We start from the raw sequence: 20,134 nt of genomic DNA, 5'->3' as shown, positions 1-20,134 counted from the left end.
TAAACGGAAAAACTCCGCTTTTATTTGTTCAAAAGATTCGTTTCCACGATAAAGGGTCCAAATCTACGAAAACGTTTTCGTAAATTCACTGCACCCTTCCCCGTACTATAAAACAACCTCCTTATTTCATGTTCATTTGAAGCAGCTCCTCTATGTAACACCTTTCATTGGAGAGCCTAGGGATCTTGTGCTGCCCCCCCAGTTTGTTCTTGGATTTCAGCCAATCGTGGAATAGGTTCTTGCGTGCCACGTGTACTTTGGGCATTTTGAGGGTGATGTTATTGTACCGCTTCGCTTCATAATCCGAGTTCAGCGATTTGAGTGCATTGTCCAAGGACTCAATAAAATGGGAGACATCCTGTGGTGGTTTCCTGAATTCAATGATCCATTCATGGGCCCCCTTTTCCTTATCGGTCATGAATATGGGGGCAGCAGTGTAGTCCATGATCTCGGAATCGGTGGTTTGGCAGATTTGCCGCAAGGCTTCTTCGGCGTTTTCTATAATCAATTCCTCTCCAAAAACATTGATGTGGTGTTTGGTACGCCCCGTAATCCTGATGCGGTAGGGATTCTTGCTGGTAAACCGTACCGTGTCCCCGATCTTGTACCGCCAAAGTCCTGCATTGGTGGTGATTACCATGGCGTAGTTTACCCCCAACTGCACTTCCCACAAAGGGATGGCCTTTCCATCACCATCGGGCCCCATCGGGATGAACTCATAGAAAATGCCATAGTCCAACATCAACAACAGATCATCCGAATTGTTCTGGTCCTGGATGCCGAAAAATCCTTCGGAGGCATTGTAGGTCTCATAGTAATTGAAGCTCTTACGGGGCAACAATTTTTTATATTGGTTGCGATAGGGAGTGAAGCTCACCCCACCATGAAAATAGACTTCCAGATTTTCCCAAATCTCAAACAAATGGTTTTTGCCCGTTTTCTCCAACACCTGGTTGAGCAATACCAACATCCACGAGGGAACGCCTGCCAAACTGGTAACGTTCTCCCGGATACTCTCTTCGATAATCGCCTCCAGTTTGGATTCCCACTCGCTCATCAGGGAGACCTTGTTGCTGGGCGTGCTGCTGTATTCTGCCCAAAGGGGCATATTGTCTATCAAAATGGCGGACAGGTCCCCGAAAAAGGTCCCATTGTCCTCATAGAGTTCCTTGCTCCCGCCCAACCTGAGGCTCTTTCCCGTGAACAGTTGGGAATTCTCATTGTTGTTCAGGTAAAGGCACAAAAGGTCCTTGCTGGACTTGTAATGACAATCTTCCAAGGCCTCGTTGCTCACTGGGATGAACTTGCTCTTGGCATTGGTGGTGCCACTGCTCTTGGCGAACCATTTGATGGTGGTGGGCCAGAAGAGGTTCTGCTCCCCTTTTCGTGTACGTTCTATCAATGGCGCCACATCCTCATAGCTCACCAAGGGCACCCTGCTGCTAAACTCCTCATATTTGGGCAAATCCCTGAACCCATACTCCTTCCCTATCATGGTGTCCTGGGAAAAATCCATCAACTGTCTCAATACCTCATCTTGGACGTCCAAGGGGTACTTTAAAAAAAGCTCTATCTGGTGATAACGCTTTTTCAATAACCAAGAAGCTATGGAGTTGAATAATGGTATTGGCATTTTGGGTATATTTAACCAAATAATTTAGTTGGGTGCAATTGCTAAAATAGCTTTTCTGGCATTCATTTTCAAATTAGTACCAAACATTCATTCCACATGCTATACGAAGGAGTTTTACGAAAAATGCAAACTGAAAACGGGAAGCCCATACAGTACTTTTTGGTCTTTGAGAACGATTTTATCAACCTGAACCAAGCGTTGGGCAAACAGTTACAAATCGATTTCATCAAATATCAATGCCTGAACTGTGGAGAGGACAAGCCCATCTATAGACAGGGCTTCTGCAAATCCTGCTTTTATGAGACCCCACGTGCCGGGGATTGGATCATGAAACCCGAATTGAGCACGGCCCATTTGGACAAGGAGGACCGTGACCTGGAATACGAAAAGAAAATGCAGCTGCAACCGCACATTGTTTATCTGGCCAATTCCAGCGACATAAAGGTAGGGGTCACCCGAAAATCGCAGGTGCCCACCCGTTGGATCGACCAGGGAGCGCACGAGGCCATCGAGATTGTGGAGGTGCCCAACCGGTATTTGGCGGGGATTACCGAGGTGGCCCTCAAGGACCATGTGAGCGACAAGACCAGTTGGAGAAAAATGCTCCAAAACGATATTGAGGATGTGGACCTTGTGGAATGGCGGAACAAGCTGAAACCCTTCATCCCCGACGAAGCGGCCAAATATTTCATCGAGGACAATGGGGAGACCCACATGGAATTCCCCGTACTGCAATATCCCGATAAGGTGAAAAGCCTGAACCTGGACAAAACACCCAGTTACACCGGAGTGCTCAAGGGCATCAAAGGACAGTACCTCATCTTTGAGGACAGTACCGTCTTCAATGTACGGGGCAGCGAGGGATATTATGTGGGCATTGGCATCGGTTGATGCCTTTTCCAAAAACCAACCTTGTACCATGCTCAAATTTTTTAGAAAAATCCGAAGGGGACTGATCGCTGATAAAAAAATCAGCAATTACCTCCTGTATGCCATAGGAGAAATAGTTTTGGTGGTGATCGGCATCCTTATCGCCTTGGCCATTGACAATGCCAATGAGCAACACATCAAAAGGGAAAAGGAACAGGTGTATCTGATGGGGCTTAGGGAAGAGTTCCGGACAAGTAAATTAAAATTGGAAGAGTTGATCAGGGTAAACCAAGTAAGTTATGAGGCCGCAAAGAATATAGTTTCGATGATGGACAATGTGGAAAAAGCTTCAGAAAAACAACTCTCCACATTGTTCGTGGATGCCTTTGCGCCTGACATCTTCTTCAACCCGAACAATTCCCTTTTGTTTGAAATGATAAGCTCGGGAAGCCTTAAGGACATTACCAATGATACCCTTAGAATCAGGCTTACCAATTGGGTAGCCACTATAGATGACATTGCCAACCAAGAGAAATTTCTTGGTGATCAACGCACCACTATTGTGGATTGGTTCCGAACAGAAGGATACAGGATAAGAACCATTTTGGACCAAACAGGAATGTCGTCCCAGTTGGGCATAGACAATGAGAACGAGCCCACCAGTAATCTTTCCGCACTGGAATCCATAGCCTTTGAGAACAATATTTTATTGTTCATCATAACCAGTCAATCCACTGAAACGACACATTATGCTCCGTTGCTGAAAGACCTGAATGAAATTTTACGCCTTTTGGACAGTGAAATCAAGGAATAAGCACAACTGGTTTAATCTATAAAGACCTTCATTATGCAATCGAGAATAAAATTCAATTTGAAAATTTTAATCCTGACTTCTATTATTGGAATCTCTAGCTGTTCAAGCTCATTTATAGTTCAAACCAAAAACAAAACCATATCCCTCTCTCCTATTCCAAAAAATGCCATAAAAGTTGTTGTTGATAATGGAAGCTTCCAAATCAAATTTGATAGAAATAGTCTGGTTAATCTTTATGAGAAAGATTTAAAAGAATGGTCCGACCCTCGTTTTGAATCCTACATCAAGGACTTAAAATCATTAAAATCTGACAAGGTTTTTAAAAAGGAAAAAACTATTATGACCTTACCTCTTGCGGAGTTTGAATTGAAATTTCATGCTCTTTTACTAAATGGAGAGGCAGAAATCATCAATAACAAAAACCAAGAAAAAATACAACGAATAAAGTATAAGTTCATCAAAGACAAATTAGGTGGAGAAGATGCATACTTCTATACCGAAAATGGAATTGAAATTTATTCAATTATTCTTGGGTTTGGAGAATAAAAAAAGGGCGATTGAATCGCCCTTTATATTTTTTAGTTCACGGTATCTTTTTTCTTCTTGCCCAATAATCCGCCGAGTACGGATTTAGCCGTATTCTTGACATCTTCTTCCTTGGTGGTGGTCTTGGTGGTATCGGTAGTAGTGGATTTCTTCTCACCACCCAGCAGGTTCCCCAAAGCTTCTTTCACCCCAGAGGATTTGGTGGAAGTGGTATCGCCTTCGTTCTTTTTGAACACATCGGACAACAGATCCTTCGCTTTTTCTTTGCCTTGGTTCACCAATTTCTGCTTCTGGATCTCCACCAGTTTTGTGGTCAAGGTCTTTACCCCTGAGGTCAGATCCGTACTCACCGTCGGATTGGTGAAATTGCCCCCAATGTTCGCGGTTACCGGAATGGTGACTTCTTCCAAACTATTGTCGTTCATCTGGGCAATGAGCTTGTTGACCTCTGCGCCCAAATATTTGGCGGGGACATCCAACGTCGCCTTGTACTCCAGTTGCTTTTCAAAACTATGGCTACCTGCCACATTGATGGCAATGTCCTTGTACTTTAGCGTGAACGGCTTCACACTTACGGTCCCGTTGTCAAAGCTCAGGGCCGTTTTTAGTCCATCCAGATTGATTTCCTTGGTGTCCAAGAAATTCAATTTGCTGTCCAAGGCCGAAATCAAAGGGGCTTTTTCGGTGTCCACCTTTGGTGACAACAGTTCGGCCAAAAGGCTCCCGGATATGGTCGCCAAATTGGGGGTAAAGTCATCCTTGAGGTTCCCCGAAATCTTGATGTCAGAATTCAGTTTTCCTTGAATGGCGGTGGCCAAGGGCGTCAACACCTTGAACAGGTCCAACCCTGCAAAGGACTCCCCTATGTTGAAATTGTTCATGCCCAGGTCCACATCAAACGTGGAGTTGGCCTCTTTGGTGGAAACGGAGCCGGACAAGCCCAATGTACCCCCAAAAAGATTGGAAGTGAGGTTTTGCACCGTTGCCGTTTCATCCCTGATCACCAAGGTCCCCTTCACATTCTTCAGCTTCAGGTTATCGTAGATCACGGTATTTGCGGCTGCCTCCACGGTACAGTCCAAAAAGGAAGGTATTTTGATGCGTTCCTCTCCCGTCGGCGCAGGGGTGTTCTCCTTTTCGCCTGTGCTGGTTTCCGTCTCGGCCGTTTCTTCCATCATAAAATCGTTCAGGGCAAACTGGTTGGAGGTCAGTTTAAAGTTCCCCTCCACTTTCTCATCATTGAACATAAAGCCCAACAAGTTGGTCAGGGTTCCCGAAGCATTGAAATCGGTGCTTCCCGTTTTGCCCTCAAAGGAGTTCAGGGCAACCGTTTGGGGATTGAAGGTCATGGCCGCCTTGTTGATGGCCACAGGATTCTTCAGTTCCTCCGAAGCATATTCAAATCCTGTGAGCTGCATGTTACCGCTCATCTTGGTGTTCTGGTACTGCTTTTTCTCCAAGGATTCCATATCAAATCCAGCGGTCACATCGGCATTCAAAATCCCTTTCAGATTGTAGTCATCGGGAACGGGATAGGCCTGCGAAATGTTGGCCAAATTGATTCGCCCGTCCATGTGGGCATCCACCTTGGTGTTGCCCATCAACTCCCTGATCTTGGCGTTCATGTTGAACTTGTCCTCGTCAATGGTAAAGGACAGCCTGTTAATGTCCACATAAGTGTCTTCTGTGATCCCGGTTTCGTTGTTGATCTCGGTATCGATGAACACATTGCGCACGGCCTTGGGCAGATCGGGGTATTTGAAGGACGCATTGTCCGAATTGATGGCAATCTTGAACGTAGGGATGTGCTCGTCATCCACGATGCCGTTGAATTGTCCGTTCACCTCAAAATTGCCCGTGGTCTGCACGGTCTCGATGTTCTTGGAATAGGTTTCAGGGATCACGGCAAGGAAATTCTTGAAATCGGATGATGGCGTCTTGAAGGTAATGTCCACCTCTTGGTTGTTCTCATTGACCTTTACAAAGCCATCGAACACCAAGGGCAATTGGTTCACCAACGCCTTGTTCTCCAAAAAGGAATATTTGTTCTCCGCCAAGTCGATATCGATCAAGGCATCCAGATTGATCTTGTTCTTGTTCAAATACAGGGTACTGTCCATCTCAAAGGAGACCAAGGCGTCCGTCATGGTCTTCAATTGCGATTTTTCGAGGGACAAATCTCCAGTACCGGAGTGATTCATTTCGGAAATGGCCAAACGCATACCGCTGGAAAGATCGTGGTACATAATCTCGGAATTGGTGATGCTATAGGAATCCATGTTCAGGCTGAAGCTGTCCCCAGATTCCTCGGTGGCTTCGGAAGGTGTACTTTCATCTTCCTTGGCAATGTCGTAGTTGGCATTCTCGTTTTCATCCACTTTGACATTCAATTTGGCCTTATCCACATTGAATTTTTGGATAACGATGGGCTCATCGGCAGACTTGAAGAGCTCCTTGATGGACATGGTAAGCTCTATGTTCCCTGAAGAAAACAGGGTGTCGCCCTCAAACGGGGCCTTGTTCACCAGTGAAATGTTGGTGAGCTGTACATTGGCATTGGGGAAGCTCTTGAGGAGGCTCAGGCTGGCATCCTCAAAATCCAAAGTGGCATTGATGCTGTTGTTGACCTTATCCTTGATGATCTGTTCGATCTTTCCTTGGAGGAACAAAGGAATGGCCACAACAAGGGCGATGAGTACAAGTAGGGTTATAACGGTAATCTTTAGGACTTTTTTCTTCATAATAGAATGTTTTACAACAAATTAACGGAGAAGTCCTCAATCCAAAGAAATTTCTTCCCCTATTTTTAAGTTAAATCTTTTCCTCATCAGATATACGAAAAGATAAAGCAAAGGGGTGTCCAAAAGTGCTATAATTATCTTAAAAAGCACTCCGCTGATGACCAGACCATAGAATTTGTCCCAAGGCAAAACACCAAATATGCACAAAAGTCCCACTACGGTGACCGTATCTATCAATTGGGAAGAGAAGGTGGAGAAATTGTTTCGGAGCCACAACATTCTGCCCTGTGTGACCTTTTTCCAGAAGTGATAGATGCTGATATCGATGTACTGCGCCGCCAAATAGGCCAACATGGAGGCCAGTACACCCAGGGGAGATAGTCCAAACACCTTGCTGAAGGTAACATCATCCACCGGTGAAGCGGGAATGGCCTTGGAATAGATGGCCAACAAAATAATGCCCATGGAAAAAAAGGAGGCAAAGATACCCGCCGTCACCACTTGGTTGGCTTTTTTCTTACCATAGATCTCGGAGATCAGGTCGGTGATCAAAAAAGTGATCGGATAAGGCATGATCCCCACCGAAAGCTCAAAAAGTGGCGCTCCAAAAACTGTGACGTCACCAAACGGGGCCCAATGGAAAAACTTTTGGAATATGAGGTTGGACACCACCAAGGAGGTGATGAAAAGTGCCCCAAGGTACAGATAAATGGAAAATGCCGCCTTTTTGTCCTTTTGCGTCATCCTTATTTAATGTTCAGCCGGAACGGCATCTTGGCTTGGATGCCCTCTTGTTTGCCCAACTCCTTGAACTCCTTCAAGATTTGGTAGGCTTCCGTTCCGATTTCTTCCTGAATGATGGACTCCCCTATCTTGGTCTTTACCCCGCCCATATTTTCCATGAATTGCTCAAGGCCCGACTTGTACTTCGGATATTTTCGGATGCCGTAGGAATCCAATCCCGCCATCTCGGCCGCAGCCGCTATGGCATCCTCCAAACTGCCCAACTCGTCCACCAGCCCGTTCGCCTTGGCGTCCACCCCGCTCCAGACCCTTCCTTGGGCGAGGGAGTCCACCTGGGCAATGCTCATGTTGCGGCCCTGGGCCACACGTTCCAAAAAGATGGCATACGTTTCCTCAATACTTTCCTGGATCACGTTTCGGAACGAATCGTCCATGGGCTCAAAAAGGGAATAGTCCACCGAATTCTTATTGGTACCTACCTGCTCGGCATTGATGCCCACATTCTTGGCCAGTTCGTTGATGTTGGGAATGGTCCCGAACACCCCAATGGACCCAGTAATCGTCGTAGGTTCGGCAAAAATCTTATCGCCGCCCACACCGATGTAGTAACCTCCAGATGCCGCCACGTTTCCAAAGGAAACGACCACGGGCTTTTCCTGTTTGGCCAGTTGCATCTCCCTCCAAATGATATCGGAGACCAAAGCACTTCCTCCGGGGGAATCCACTCTGAAGACGATGGCCTTTACACTTTCGTTCTCCACCGCTTTCTGCAATGCCTCCACGATCAGTACCTGACCAATATAGTCTTTTCCGCCCTCACCGTAGAATATCTCCCCCTGGGCATAGATCACGGCTATCTTGTCTGCCCCTGTCAATATATTTTTCTTGCTTGCCGATTGGGCATAATCCATAAACTTGATGTAGTTGAGCTCTTCTCCCTCGTTCACGCCCACTTTTTCCCGGAGGAGGTCTTCGTACTCGTCAAAATGCAACACCCCATCCAGTAGTCCCGAGGCTACCGCCAGACTAGGTGTCCTTCCTCCCAAAGTATCGGCGACGGTGTTAAGGTCAGATGGGCTCATCTTTCTGGAGACCGAAATGTCGTCCACGATAACGTCCCAAATGGAAGTGATCAATTCCTTGATCTGCGTGCGGTTCTCATCGCTCATGGTATTGGACAAAAAGGGTTCCACCGCGCTTTTGTACTTGCCATGGCGAATGACCTCCATTTTTATGCCTGATTTTTCCTGAAGATCCTTGAAGTACAACACCTCTGTGGCAAGTCCCTTAAAATCGAGTACGCCTACGGGGTTCATGTACACCTCATCGGCCACACTGGCCAAATAGTAATCCTTCTGGGTATAAATGTCGGAATGGGCGAGCACAAACTTGCCCGACGCCTTGAAATCGAGCAAGGCTTCCCTGATCTCCCGGGTCTGCGCGATGCCCGCTTGTAAAAAGCTGGTGGTGATGCTGATTCCCTCGATATGGTCGTCCGTTTTGGCCACTTCTATGGTGTGCAAGATCTCGTCCATGCCCAACTCGGGGCCCCACAATGCCGCAAAGGGGTCGGTTTCGTCCTTGCCCGTATAATCCAGTACAGGGGCCATAAAACCAAGCTCCAGAACCGAGTTCTTCTTTACCACAATACCATCATCCGCACTGCCCACCAAGGCCAAAAAGATAAAGAACATGGCCACAATGATCCCAAATGCCACAAGGCTCCCCAAAATCGAGGCCAATAGGTTTCTCAAAAAGTTCATCCAATGAAAATTTAATCCGTACCAAATATAACCATTGTTGTATTGTTTTGTTTACTTTGTTTCTTCGATTATGGTCAGAAAACAAAAGGCATATCTTTCGCTGGGAAGCAATTTGGGCAATCGCCGGGCAACTCTCCAAAAAGCTGTTTTTCGTATCCAACAACGTGCAGGATCCATTTTGGACATTTCTTCGGTGTATGAAAATCCGGCCGTAGGTTTTGAGGGGGACGATTTTTTGAACATCTGCATTTCCCTACTGACCCCACTTTCGCCGGAAGAGCTATTAGACACCTTGATGCAGATTGAACGGGAATTTGGCCGTGTGCGTTCGGAAGGAAAGACGTATGGATCGCGGACCCTGGACATCGACATCGTTTATTATGGCAACGAGGTCGTGAAAACAGATCACTTGGTGGTGCCCCATCCCCAAATGCAGCATCGGAACTTTGTGTTGAAACCGTTGGCGGACATTGCCCCACAACTGTACCATCCCGTGCTCCAAAAGGATACCCGAAACCTGTTGCAGGAATGCAAGGACCGCAGCAAGCTCACCAAAACGAAATACCAACTGTTCAAGGACCGTTCGGGACTATATTCCCAATTGCAGTTCATCGCCATTGAAGGGAATATCGGTGCGGGCAAGACCACGCTTTCCAAGATGATCGCCGAGGATTTCAATGCCAAATTGGTACTGGAACGCTTTGCCGACAACCCGTTTCTGCCCAAGTTCTATCAGGACAAGTCCCGCTACGCATTTCCTTTGGAAATGTCCTTTTTGGCGGACCGTTACCAGCAGTTCATGGACGACACCTCTCAGTTTGACCTGTTCAAGAATTTTATGGTGAGTGATTACGACATCTTCAAATCGCTCATCTTTGCCAAAATCACTCTGCAGCAGGAAGAATTCAATCTGTACCGAAAGCTGTTCAACTTTATGTACAAGGAGGTGAAAAAGCCCGAAATATACCTTTACCTCTACCAAAATACCGAACGGTTGTTGGCCAATATCAAGAAAAGGGGCAGGGACTATGAGCAGAATATGGACCCCGATTATTTGGAAAAAATCAATCGGGGGTATCTGGATTTCATCAAGGACCACCCGGAACAGAACAGCCTTATCATCGACATGGGCGAACGGGATTTTGTGAACAATCCAACCGACTATGAGTCCATTTTGGAGATGCTCGATGATAATATCCTTTCATCTTGATTTTAGGAGAATTTTTAGAAAATGTTTGGATATAACGATTGGTTTTATTTTCTTAGAGCCCTCTTAATACGGAACTAACTAACTCAAACTTTATATCGGGCCCTGATTCTTCAGGGCTTTTTTCATTTTTGGGCATACAGTTTGGACCAGATGTCCCACACCACTACCCCTGCACTTACCGAAATATTGAGGGAATGTTTGGTGCCCAACTGCGGAATTTCCAAAACGGCATCACTGGCCGATACCACTTCTTGCGAAACCCCTTTGACCTCGTTTCCAAAAATAAGGGCGACCGTTTTGTCGGTATCCACCTGAAATTCATTGAGCATGATGGCATTTTCCGCCTGTTCCACCGAAATGACTTTAATATGGTTTGATTTGAGTTCCTCCACCAATGCCAGGGTGTCCTTCCTGTATTCCCATTCCACACTTTCGGTGGCACCAAGGGCCGTTTTCCGGATATCCTTGTGCGGCGGGGTTGCCGTTATGCCGCAGAGATAGATCTTTTGCACCAAAAAGGCATCGGCCGTCCGAAACACTGAGCCGATGTTGTTCAAGCTACGTACATTGTCCAGGATGATGATGATGGGCGATTTTTCTGCCTCCTTAAAACCTTCCACATCCAGTCGCTCCAATTCGCTATTTTCCAGTTTTCGATTCATTTTTTTAACCATTGGGGGCAAAATATCAACAAAAATTTTGGGAAGCTGATGAAAACGATATATTCGTCTTCCACCCAATTTTGGGGCAAAAATAAAAGAATAAAATCGCTTTGGCAGCCAATAAGACAAAGAAGGTAACTCCGTTGATGCAACAATACAATGCCATCAAGACCAAACATCCTGATGCGTTGTTGCTCTTCCGTGTGGGCGATTTTTACGAAACTTTTGGGGGCGATGCCATCAAGGCCGCCAAAATTCTGGGCATCATCCTTACCCACAGGAACAATGGTGGCGATAAAACGGAACTGGCCGGATTTCCGCACCATTCCCTCAACACCTATCTGCCAAAATTGGTGAAAGCCGGGCAACGGGTGGCCATTTGCGACCAGTTGGAAGACCCCAAGATGACCAAGAGCATCGTAAAACGCGGGGTAACCGAATTGGTAACGCCCGGTGTGGCCCTCAACGACGACATTTTGACGGCCAAAAGCAACAACTTTTTATGTGCCGTGCATTTTGGGCGAAACAAATTGGGCATCTCCTTTTTGGACATTTCCACTGGGGAGTTTTTGACCTCGGAAGGTTCTGTGGAGCAAGTGGACAAACTCCTTCAAAACTTTGCGCCCAACGAGGTGCTGGTCTCCAAAAACCATAAAAAGGAATTTGTGGAATGCTTCGGCAACCAGTACCACAGCTTCTTCACGGAAGATTGGATCTTTCAGGAAGATTACGCCCACGAAAGCCTGAACAACCATTTCGGCACCAAAACCCTTAAGGGTTTTGGCATAGAGCACCTCAACCATGGCATCATTGCCTCGGGGGCCGTGTTGCATTACCTATCGGAAACGCAACATAGCCGACTACAACACATCAACCAGATCCAACGCATTGCGGAAGAGGAATATGTGTGGATGGACCGATTCACGATAAGAAATCTGGAACTCTACCATTCCCCCCATCAAAATGCGGTGACCTTGCTGGACATCATCGACAAGACATTATCACCCATGGGTGGACGTTTGTTGAAACGTTGGTTGGCCCTTCCTTTGAAAAATCTGGAGAAAATTCAACAGCGCCATCAAGTGGTGACCCATTTGAAGGAACATGGCGATCAATTGGAAAAGATGCAGCACTGGATCAAACAAATGGGCGATCTGGAGCGTCTCATCTCCAAATTGGCGACCGGAAAGATCAATCCGAAGGAAGTCATCCAACTCAAAAATTCACTGGAAGCCATTGTGCCCATAAAATTGGCGGCGCAGGACAGCAGCAACCCTTCGCTACAAAACATTGGGGAGCGATTGGACGCCTGCGAAGCCCTTCGCTCCAAAATCAAAGAGGTCTTGAACGAGGAAGCTCCCGTGAACATTGCCAAAGGCAACACGATCGCCCAAGGCTATTCCGAGGAATTGGACGAATTGCGCAACCTTGCTTTTTCGGGCAAGGATTATCTGGACAAAATGTTGGAGCGGGAAACCGAACTTACAGGAATCACCTCGCTCAAAATCGATTCCAACAATGTGTTCGGTTACTATATTGAGGTGCGAAACACCCACAAGGACAAGGTTCCTGAAAGTTGGATCCGCAAACAGACCTTGGTGAACGCGGAACGGTACATCACCGAGGAACTCAAGGAATACGAAGCCAAGATCTTGGGTGCGGAGGAGCGCATTTTGCACTTGGAACAGCAACTGTTCGAACGCCTTTTGGTGTGGATGCAGGAATTCATCACCCCGGTGCAGCAAAATGCCCATTTGATCGCGCAGTTGGATTGCCTTTGCGGGTTTGCACAACTGGCCAGTGAAAATCATTATGTCCAGCCTATCATGGACGAGTCCACCCAATTGGACATTACGGAAGGCAGGCACCCCGTTATTGAAAAACAGTTGCCCTTGGGCGAACAGTACGTGACCAATGATGTGCTGCTGAACCGTGACGACCAACAGATCATCATGATCACAGGGCCGAACATGAGCGGTAAATCGGCCTTGTTGCGGCAAACGGCCTTGATAGTGCTCTTGGCGCAAATGGGAAGTTTTGTACCCGCTTCAGAGGCCAAAATTGGCGTGATCGACAAGATTTTCACCCGTGTGGGGGCCAGCGATAACATTTCGATGGGCGAATCGACCTTTATGGTGGAGATGAACGAGACGGCATCCATCCTTAATAACCTTTCCGAACGCAGTTTGGTGTTGCTGGATGAAATCGGTCGAGGTACCAGTACCTATGACGGAATTTCCATCGCATGGGCCATTTCCGAATACTTGCACGAACACCCGGCCAGGGCCAAAACGCTTTTCGCAACGCACTACCACGAACTGAATGAAATGACCACCACCTTTCCCCGGATCAAAAACTACAATGTTTCGGTAAAAGAACTGAAGGACAATGTGCTTTTCCTTCGGAAATTGGTGCCGGGGGGCAGCGAACATAGTTTCGGGATCCATGTGGCCAAAATGGCGGGGATGCCCCAACAGGTGGTCCAAAAAGCGAACAAAATCCTGAAAAAACTGGAAAAATCACATTCCAGCGAAGAGGTTTCGGATAAGCTCCAAGCCTCCCAAAACGAGATGCAACTGAGCTTTTTCAACTTGGACGACCCACTGTTGGAAGAAATCAAGGAAGAGATCTTGCATTTGGACATCGACACCCTCACGCCTGTGGAGGCATTGATGAAATTGAACGAGATCAAAAGATTGTTGGGAAAAAAGAAAAAGGCGACTTCCTGAAAAAATTCTTTTATTTTAAAGGAAATGTTTTAAATTTGCACCTGCCTAAGCCGGAAGGCAGGTCCGCGCTCGGAAAAAGTGCGAGTTCTTTAAAATGCGAAAATAGCTCAGTTGGTAGAGCGCCACCTTGCCAAGGTGGAGGTCGCGGGTTCGAATCCCGTTTTTCGCTCGATTTCGACTCCGCTCAGTCACCACGGGTGGAGTTTTTTTTTTACTGATAAGTCCCGTCATGCCTACGGCAGACAAGCTCGAGTGGTGGAACCTGCCTGCCGGCAGGCAGGTTGGTAGAAACAGATTGAAAAAGTGGATTATGTTCTATACCTATGCGATATCTAGTTTGGAAAGAAACTATATTTACGTAGGTATCACATCCAATACGGAAAGAAGGTTAAATGAACACAATTCAGGCAAAAACAAAACCACTAGGCCTTATAGACCTTTTGGTTTGATTTTTGAAAAAGAGTTTCAGACAAGGACTGAGGCCAGAGCTGAAGAGAAAAAATTGAAATCTGGGTTTGGAAAAGAGTTTTTAAGGAGTTTGATCCAAAACCAGAAGAAGCAACATACGAAAGATTAAGTCCCGTCATGCCTACGGCAGACAAGCTCGAGTGGTGGAATTGGTAGACACGCCGGACTTAAAATCCTGTGGCCTTTTTGGCCGTGCGGGTTCAAGTCCCGCCTCGAGTACTTTTAACCCTGTTAATCAACTGATTTTCAGGGTTATTTATTTTTATTAAGTTTACTTGGAGTTTACTTCTTCAGAACTTTAATCAAAATTAAATATTGAAAGAAAACTTTTGATCGCCAGAAGTCTTTGATTTCAACGTGGCTTTCACTTTTTTACTAATAACATCCAATGGATTGGGCTTGGAAGATGGTTTTGATGCTTTAGAAAGCCATCCCACCTCATTTGTTGAATACAAGTCGTAATCGTTTTTTAGAAATGATTCAACTGCCTTTTGTGCGGGATGTCCGTATTTATTTGCGCCTACTGAAAAAACAACTGGCGTTTTTTTCTTTCGCACAACTCTTGACCAAAATGAACTACTGTGATTATATCCAGAACCATGATGGGGGCTTTGACACATTATTAGCTCTCCATCCAATTTTAGCCTTTCAAGTTGCTTTTTAGACGTATCCGCGGTCAATAACACGTAGCCTTCTTCTGTATCAATCCTGCAAATTGTCGATAGAATATTTGCCAACGGGTTATTATGAACATCTTCTTCATGAACGTTGTACTTCTCCTTCTTTATATATTTTAATACATCTCCATAAGTAGGAGATAAAAAGGAAATAATCCCTTTTCCACATAATTCAATATTGAAATTTAAATCGGCTTGTATCAACCCTACTTTGGTACCATTAGCGGCGTATCTATCATTAACATACCTCATTAAATCTAAATACGCCTTTTCGGAAACCGTAGTTTTTAAGGCTGCCCGAATAAAATCAGAGGTAAAATGAGAGCAGGTCTGTAAGAAGTAGTTGATTTTAATATTCTGTGAATAACAGTAATCAATAAGTTCAAGCATGCCTGAGAAATGGTCATAATGCGGGTGCGAAAGAATCAAAAATTCAATACTTTCCGGCTTCTTATCCTGAATGAATTTTAAAACAGGATTATCATTGTTTCGATTGCAGTCAATAATTCCTATATGCTTAATGGAATCACCAGGACCCCATTCAAGAACAATAGAATCACCTTGACCAACATCCTTGAACGTAACTTCTAACAATTTCTAAACTACTTAATCGGCTTGGTCAATTCAGAGTTTTCAAGCCCCTCATATAAATCGTTGAGTTCAAAAAGCTTCATGTCAACAAGATACTCCCCGTTGTACAGATCGAACCTCATTGACCCCGGCCTCTCTTTATATACAATCATTACTGGCATGTTCTCTTTCAATCCTTCAAGATGTTTGAATAAAACCTTACCAAACTCCCTTACTTCAAATTCCCTTTCTTCTTTATCCACCAAACATTCACAGACAACATAATCTAAACCAACTTCAATTATTCTTGATTGATATGATATTTTATTTGTCCAAGATTCTTCAACCTTAAATCCTCCAGAAATAAAATCATGATGAGTTAGATTGTATTCTTCCTTCTGTTCTTCGCGACCAACAAAAAAATCAACATCTACTTTATCATAATTTGCATCAACGTTAGCTCGAGGTAGATCTTCCTTCCTTTCTTTTACTTGCTCTTCAACAAATATTTCCCCCTCTAGGAAATCAGTCGTATTTTGAAAAGTTAAACCCTTATTGCTCATTTGACCAACTTTTTTCCGCTATTGATTTTGCTTCTGAATGTAAATCCTTATAATCTCCAAAACTGAAACTATTGGTATTTCTGAGAATATTGAGAATTACAATCTCCCCAAAACCAGTTATGTTTTTTAATGTTTCTAAGTCTTCAATTATGAAGTTTCCCTTACCATGTTTCTGAATTTCCATTGGTCCAGAATATGGCCCCATATTAAGTGAAATTTGACCACTAGGGGTCAATCTTTCTATTGTAATCCCAATATCTGTTTTCTGAGGAATTATATTGGTTATACCATCCTTAAAATAATTTTTCAAGAAATTATCACTGGCTTCATCTAAAGTCATCTCTCTGTTTATTTTGATAAACATTGAAAAGTAAAGAATGTTTTTAATTTGCCCAAAATGCTTGGACTCCCTTATTTTATTAAATAGATTTAGGAAGGGTTCTTGAAAAAAGGATTTAGATCCAATGAGATTTTCTTTATGGTTCTCGCTTTTATAAATTATCCTGTCCCATCTTATTGAAATTGTATCAAAAGTATCTTTAAAGAAAAGATGAATGATAGCATTATGGGAGTTTTCATTCTCAATTCTCAACCCAGTGGTCAATTGTACAAAAGGAGCGACAATATCATACATGCAGCTTGGAAAATCCAATATGTTTGTAAATCTTATTTCAAATTGATGTGCCGGTATATAATTCACTTCCACTATTTTAGGAAACCCCTAAATATATAAGAATTTCGGTTGTTATAACGGTATTTTGTCATAAATCATTGCTCACGGTAGACTTAATCACTTTCTCAACAATTTGTTTTGTGTATATCCCATGTAGATACCCCAATCTTTAGGACAGTTTCTCTACAAAACTTATGTAATTATAAAGCGGTATTTCTTCGTATTCCATTCTCTGATTTTCATATCACACCTTATATGATTCCCCGTGCTAACCCATCTGGACTCATTGACCAAAGGCCCTCTTTTCCATCTATTACCCCACGAACAAGAGCATATCCTCTCCGTTACCTTGGCAACATCCAGTTTTTAAACGTAATCCCGTCAACATTAATCGTATTTGCGTCAGTATCCATTTTCAAAAAAAATTAGTATTGTGGTACTACGCCAACTTTAAAGTGTGGACAACCCCTCAACGTATAAACATTTGTATTTTGGGAAAGCCCCATATATATTCCGAACGATTTAAGCCCAGAGATTTCCCCCATCTTGTCTTGGATACCTTTAAGGCCTGGAGAAAAGCACAGCCCTGGCGCCTGAGCGCAGTGGTGGCCTACTACGCCGTATTGTCCCTGCCCGCTCTCTTGGTGATCATCATCAATCTGGTGGGGGCCATTTGGGGGGTGGACATTGTCCAAGGAAGATTGACCGACGAGTTTGCAGTGGCACTGGGCCCCAATGCGGCCGAAACCATCGAAAAAATCATTGAGGATACGCAGAACAAGGACAAGAACTTGATCTCTACCATAATCGGTATTGCAACACTGCTTTTTGGTGCTTCGGGTGTGCTGTACCAGTTAAAAATATCGCTGAACGAAATATGGCGGATAAACAGCCCCACCGATTTCAGTTTTTGGAAACTGGCCTCCGAAAGGGCGCGTAGCTTTACCTTTATCTTGGTCATCGGATTTTTGTTGTTGATCAGTTTCATGATCACTGCGGCCATATCGGCCCTGAACGACTACTTAAAAACCCTCTTGACCGACATCGTGGTCTATCTGGCCTATATCGTGGACATTACCTCGTCCATTGCCATCATCACCGTCATGTTCGCCCTTATGTTCAAGTTTTTGCCCGATGCCAAGATCAAATGGAAAGCGGTGTGGTTTGGGGCCTTGATCACCGCAATCATGTTCGTGATCGGTAAATTCTTGTTGGGGCTGTATTTTGGTGAAGCAAAACCTGGCTCCACCTATGGTGCAGCGGGCACTATCGTTCTCGTATTGCTTTGGGTCTCCTATTCCTGTCTCATCCTTTTCTTCGGAGCACAGTTCACCTACGTCTATGCAAAAACGTATGATATTCTTTTTGTCCCTTACAATGAATTAAAAAAAGAGACATGACCTCTCTCCCACGCGATAGGTCCTAGTACAAAAAAAGCCGGGACATTCATCCCGGCTTTATTGACTGCTATTCTATTGGCTGTAACTTCTTCAACCCATCGTTGACCAGCCTTGTCCACTTTTCCATGGATTGCAGCTCCCCACGCAGTTGGAAACTATGGTCGTTGTTATAGAGTTCCAAGGTGATTTCAGGGGTGTTATGGTCTATCGGGACAAATTCCAGCCCTAGACGTTCGACTATCCTCTCGCCGGCAACCTTTCGCCCCACGTTCATGGGTTTACAGGCAACAACTTTGGCAAGGTCAACGGTCCGCTCCTCTATGCTTTCTTTGGTTTTTCGACAAAAGAACACATATCGACCTGCTTCGTCAATTCCCAGAAGGTAGTTTCCGCAGAACTCATGTTGTCCCATCTTGCAGTTGTACTGTGCAGCTATGGCACAAAGTGATCTCATCATCTGTTTTTCCTGCTTTTTTCTGCCACCGATGGTCAGAACAAAGGGAATGGCACATATGGCCACGGTGAGGGAACCTATCAAAAGGGTCCCAAAATCTATTTCCATTTTTTTTGATTTTGAATGATATGTAAAGTGATATTGGCCTTGCACAGGCAAAAGCCACGGACCTGGATAGATCCATTTCAACCAAGAATGTTCAGAAAAACATCACCAAAAATAATGGAAGGGGAAAATGAGGTCGGCCTTTCTGTGCCTTACCAAAAAATTGATGGAAAAGTTAAGGTAATGCCGCCCCGTGGCCCCCAGCAACAGATCATGGGGCCTTTGCACACCAACATTGTCCGTAAAGAAAGTATTGGGACTTGGGGCAGGATAGTCCTGGACCTTTTCAAAAGAACTTTCAGGTTGGGGAACATGGCAGAAGAGAGATGTCTTTGCCACTGAAAAGTAGTTGCCCTGGCTAGAATCTCCCACCTCCGAAGGGGCCATGGACCTGCCCACAGCACCGACCCCAAAACCATAGATCGATGCCAAAAGCAACACTCCCAGTATTTTATACCTGCTTTTCACACAACAAAGATACTTCAAGATTAACCATTTTGGGTTCGCGTTTGTCCGAAAAAAAATCGATCATTTGAAAACAGATCATATCGATGGTCTGGTCCTTAAAAATGAAAAACTGCATAGATCAACCCAAAACCCCCATCCGTCAATTCAAACGGGGCATACGTCAATTGGGCCCTTTACCAATTCTCCGCACGATTACCTTTGGTTCATTTAACTCAAAATGATATAGGTATGAAACTGATCAAACTTTTTGGCACTGCTGTGCTTGCTCTAGGGGTGGCCATGACCTCTTGTTCCATTGAGGATGGGAAGGATGGTGTGGACGGTATTGACGGTCGAGATGGACAAGATGGCCTGAACGGGGCCGACGGACAAGATGGCACAGATGGACAGGATGGTGCACCGGGACAAGACGGGGCCGATGGACAGGATGGTGCCGGACTTGAGGAAATGGCCCAATATGGAGCAGTGAGCATGCTCTTGACCGGTACAAGACCCGATGACGTGCTCTTTGAACAGACCACCGCTTTCAAGTTCACCCCCTTAGACCCAGAAGACTTTTTCCAGTACAACATCCTCACGACAACGCAGATAGGCGACGACACGGAATATTTCTTCAACTTCCGCCGCTTTATAAACTCACCCGACAATATCTACAACATCACCTACACCGACTGGGAACTGACCGTGGTCAACCCCGGACAGCCCTCACAGGAAATAAAAGAGGCCGTAGTTGTCATCAAAGTGGGAGTCATCGGGCCGGACAACAAGTACTTCATTCTCAACGACTCCTATGAAACTGGGGGAGAAGGAGTTTCGGAGATGGTCTTTACCGATCTTGTTTTTGACCCCAACGCTGGCAATCATCTCACTTTTTCCTTTGCTTTTACCGTGGATGCCGCCAACAATGACTCTGGTCATGACCTGAGTGTTTCAGGTACTGTGGATGTCAATTTACTGGAACTGATACAATGATAGGCTGCGGCTAAGGGAACTTTGTATCGACTCACCACTACATACTCATTCTTTATCCCATAACAAACAATT

At 45.0% G+C, this 20,134-nt stretch carries 18 protein-coding genes and 2 tRNA genes; 10 read left to right on the top strand and 10 right to left on the bottom strand.

Annotated features, from left to right (window positions below; all coding sequences use genetic code 11):
• Positions 1-121: 121 nt before the first annotated feature.
• On the bottom strand, positions 122-1,633 hold the full coding sequence (locus tag SD450_RS07925) for a GH3 auxin-responsive promoter family protein (protein WP_318344048.1): 1,512 nt from the start codon (positions 1,631-1,633) through the stop codon (positions 122-124).
• 96 nt (positions 1,634-1,729) lie between these two features.
• On the opposite strand from SD450_RS07925, the gene SD450_RS07920 reads away from it, so the two are divergent.
• The 3 genes from SD450_RS07920 to SD450_RS07910 are packed head-to-tail and all read left to right on the top strand — an operon-like array spanning position 1,730 to position 3,863.
• Positions 1,730-2,524: a DUF2797 domain-containing protein gene (locus SD450_RS07920; protein ID WP_318344047.1), complete on the top strand. Its 795-nt coding sequence runs from the start codon at positions 1,730-1,732 to the stop codon at positions 2,522-2,524.
• A 28-nt stretch (positions 2,525-2,552) separates the two neighbouring features.
• Positions 2,553-3,317, top strand: coding sequence for a DUF6090 family protein (locus tag SD450_RS07915; RefSeq protein ID WP_318344046.1), 765 nt, complete (start codon positions 2,553-2,555; stop codon positions 3,315-3,317).
• A gap of 57 nt (positions 3,318-3,374) precedes the next feature.
• A complete protein-coding gene (locus SD450_RS07910; protein WP_318344045.1) occupies positions 3,375-3,863 on the top strand; it encodes a hypothetical protein in 489 nt (162 codons plus the stop codon).
• A 32-nt stretch (positions 3,864-3,895) separates the two neighbouring features.
• On the opposite strand, the gene SD450_RS07905 is transcribed toward SD450_RS07910, so the two are convergent.
• The 3 genes from SD450_RS07905 to sppA are packed head-to-tail and all read right to left on the bottom strand — an operon-like array spanning position 3,896 to position 9,111.
• Positions 3,896-6,604 (bottom strand): AsmA-like C-terminal region-containing protein, encoded by a 2,709-nt coding sequence (locus SD450_RS07905; RefSeq protein ID WP_318344044.1) that lies wholly within the window; start codon positions 6,602-6,604, stop codon positions 3,896-3,898.
• 36 nt (positions 6,605-6,640) lie between these two features.
• Entirely contained in the window at positions 6,641-7,348 is a 708-nt protein-coding gene (locus SD450_RS07900; protein WP_318344043.1) for a queuosine precursor transporter, read from the bottom strand.
• 2 nt (positions 7,349-7,350) lie between these two features.
• Positions 7,351-9,111: a signal peptide peptidase SppA gene (gene sppA / locus SD450_RS07895; RefSeq protein ID WP_318344042.1), complete on the bottom strand. Its 1,761-nt coding sequence runs from the start codon at positions 9,109-9,111 to the stop codon at positions 7,351-7,353.
• Between the two features lie 70 nt (positions 9,112-9,181).
• Between sppA and folK the strand changes: the two genes are divergently transcribed.
• Positions 9,182-10,321, top strand: a complete 1,140-nt coding sequence (gene folK / locus SD450_RS07890; protein WP_318344041.1) for a 2-amino-4-hydroxy-6-hydroxymethyldihydropteridine diphosphokinase — start codon at positions 9,182-9,184, stop codon at positions 10,319-10,321.
• Positions 10,322-10,443: 122 nt separating this feature from the next.
• On the opposite strand, the gene SD450_RS07885 is transcribed toward folK, so the two are convergent.
• Positions 10,444-10,983 (bottom strand): RNA methyltransferase, encoded by a 540-nt coding sequence (locus SD450_RS07885; RefSeq protein WP_318344040.1) that lies wholly within the window; start codon positions 10,981-10,983, stop codon positions 10,444-10,446.
• A 146-nt stretch (positions 10,984-11,129) separates the two neighbouring features.
• On the opposite strand from SD450_RS07885, the gene mutS reads away from it, so the two are divergent.
• The 4 genes from mutS to SD450_RS07865 all read left to right on the top strand — a co-directional run bounded on the left by mutS (position 11,130) and on the right by SD450_RS07865 (position 14,399).
• Positions 11,130-13,712 carry a DNA mismatch repair protein MutS gene (gene mutS / locus SD450_RS07880; protein ID WP_318344163.1) on the top strand — a complete coding sequence of 861 codons (2,583 nt, stop codon included), beginning with the start codon at positions 11,130-11,132 and terminating at the stop codon, positions 13,710-13,712.
• Between the two features lie 96 nt (positions 13,713-13,808).
• A tRNA-Gly gene (locus SD450_RS07875) sits at positions 13,809-13,881 on the top strand.
• 60 nt (positions 13,882-13,941) lie between these two features.
• Entirely contained in the window at positions 13,942-14,289 is a 348-nt protein-coding gene (locus tag SD450_RS07870; RefSeq protein ID WP_318344039.1) for a GIY-YIG nuclease family protein, read from the top strand.
• Positions 14,290-14,314: 25 nt separating this feature from the next.
• Positions 14,315-14,399, top strand: a tRNA-Leu gene (locus tag SD450_RS07865).
• A gap of 89 nt (positions 14,400-14,488) precedes the next feature.
• Here the strand turns inward: SD450_RS07865 and SD450_RS07860 are convergent.
• Genes SD450_RS07860 through SD450_RS07850 form a run of 3 tightly spaced genes read right to left on the bottom strand, consistent with a single transcriptional unit; the run spans position 14,489 to position 16,690 of the window.
• On the bottom strand, positions 14,489-15,451 hold the full coding sequence (locus tag SD450_RS07860) for a ComEC/Rec2 family competence protein (protein WP_318344038.1): 963 nt from the start codon (positions 15,449-15,451) through the stop codon (positions 14,489-14,491).
• Positions 15,452-15,459: 8 nt separating this feature from the next.
• The gene (locus SD450_RS07855; RefSeq protein WP_318344037.1) at positions 15,460-15,990 is read right to left on the bottom strand and encodes a hypothetical protein; all 531 of its coding nucleotides are present in this window, start codon (positions 15,988-15,990) and stop codon (positions 15,460-15,462) included.
• Complete coding sequence (locus SD450_RS07850) at positions 15,980-16,690, bottom strand: hypothetical protein (protein ID WP_318344036.1); 711 nt, start codon at positions 16,688-16,690, stop codon at positions 15,980-15,982. Before SD450_RS07850 ends, SD450_RS07855 begins: the two co-directional genes overlap by 11 nt.
• 464 nt (positions 16,691-17,154) lie before the next feature.
• Here SD450_RS07850 and SD450_RS07845 point away from each other — a divergent pair, with 464 nt between their 5' ends.
• Entirely contained in the window at positions 17,155-18,063 is a 909-nt protein-coding gene (locus tag SD450_RS07845; RefSeq protein WP_318344035.1) for a YihY/virulence factor BrkB family protein, read from the top strand.
• Positions 18,064-18,130: 67 nt separating this feature from the next.
• Here SD450_RS07845 and SD450_RS07840 read toward each other — a convergent pair whose 3' ends face one another.
• Entirely contained in the window at positions 18,131-18,625 is a 495-nt protein-coding gene (locus SD450_RS07840; protein WP_318344034.1) for a hypothetical protein, read from the bottom strand.
• 102 nt (positions 18,626-18,727) lie between these two features.
• A complete protein-coding gene (locus tag SD450_RS07835; RefSeq protein WP_318344033.1) occupies positions 18,728-19,108 on the bottom strand; it encodes a hypothetical protein in 381 nt (126 codons plus the stop codon).
• Positions 19,109-19,318: 210 nt separating this feature from the next.
• Between SD450_RS07835 and SD450_RS07830 the strand changes: the two genes are divergently transcribed.
• A complete protein-coding gene (locus SD450_RS07830; protein WP_318344032.1) occupies positions 19,319-20,062 on the top strand; it encodes a hypothetical protein in 744 nt (247 codons plus the stop codon).
• The last annotated feature ends 72 nt before the right edge of the window (positions 20,063-20,134 follow it).

Source organism: Flagellimonas baculiformis, from assembly GCF_033441575.1.
In the GTDB taxonomy this organism is placed as follows: Bacteria; Bacteroidota; Bacteroidia; order Flavobacteriales; family Flavobacteriaceae; genus Flagellimonas; species Flagellimonas baculiformis.
Note: the sequence above shows the minus strand (reverse complement) of the source record. Positions and strands in the feature narration are given on the sequence as shown.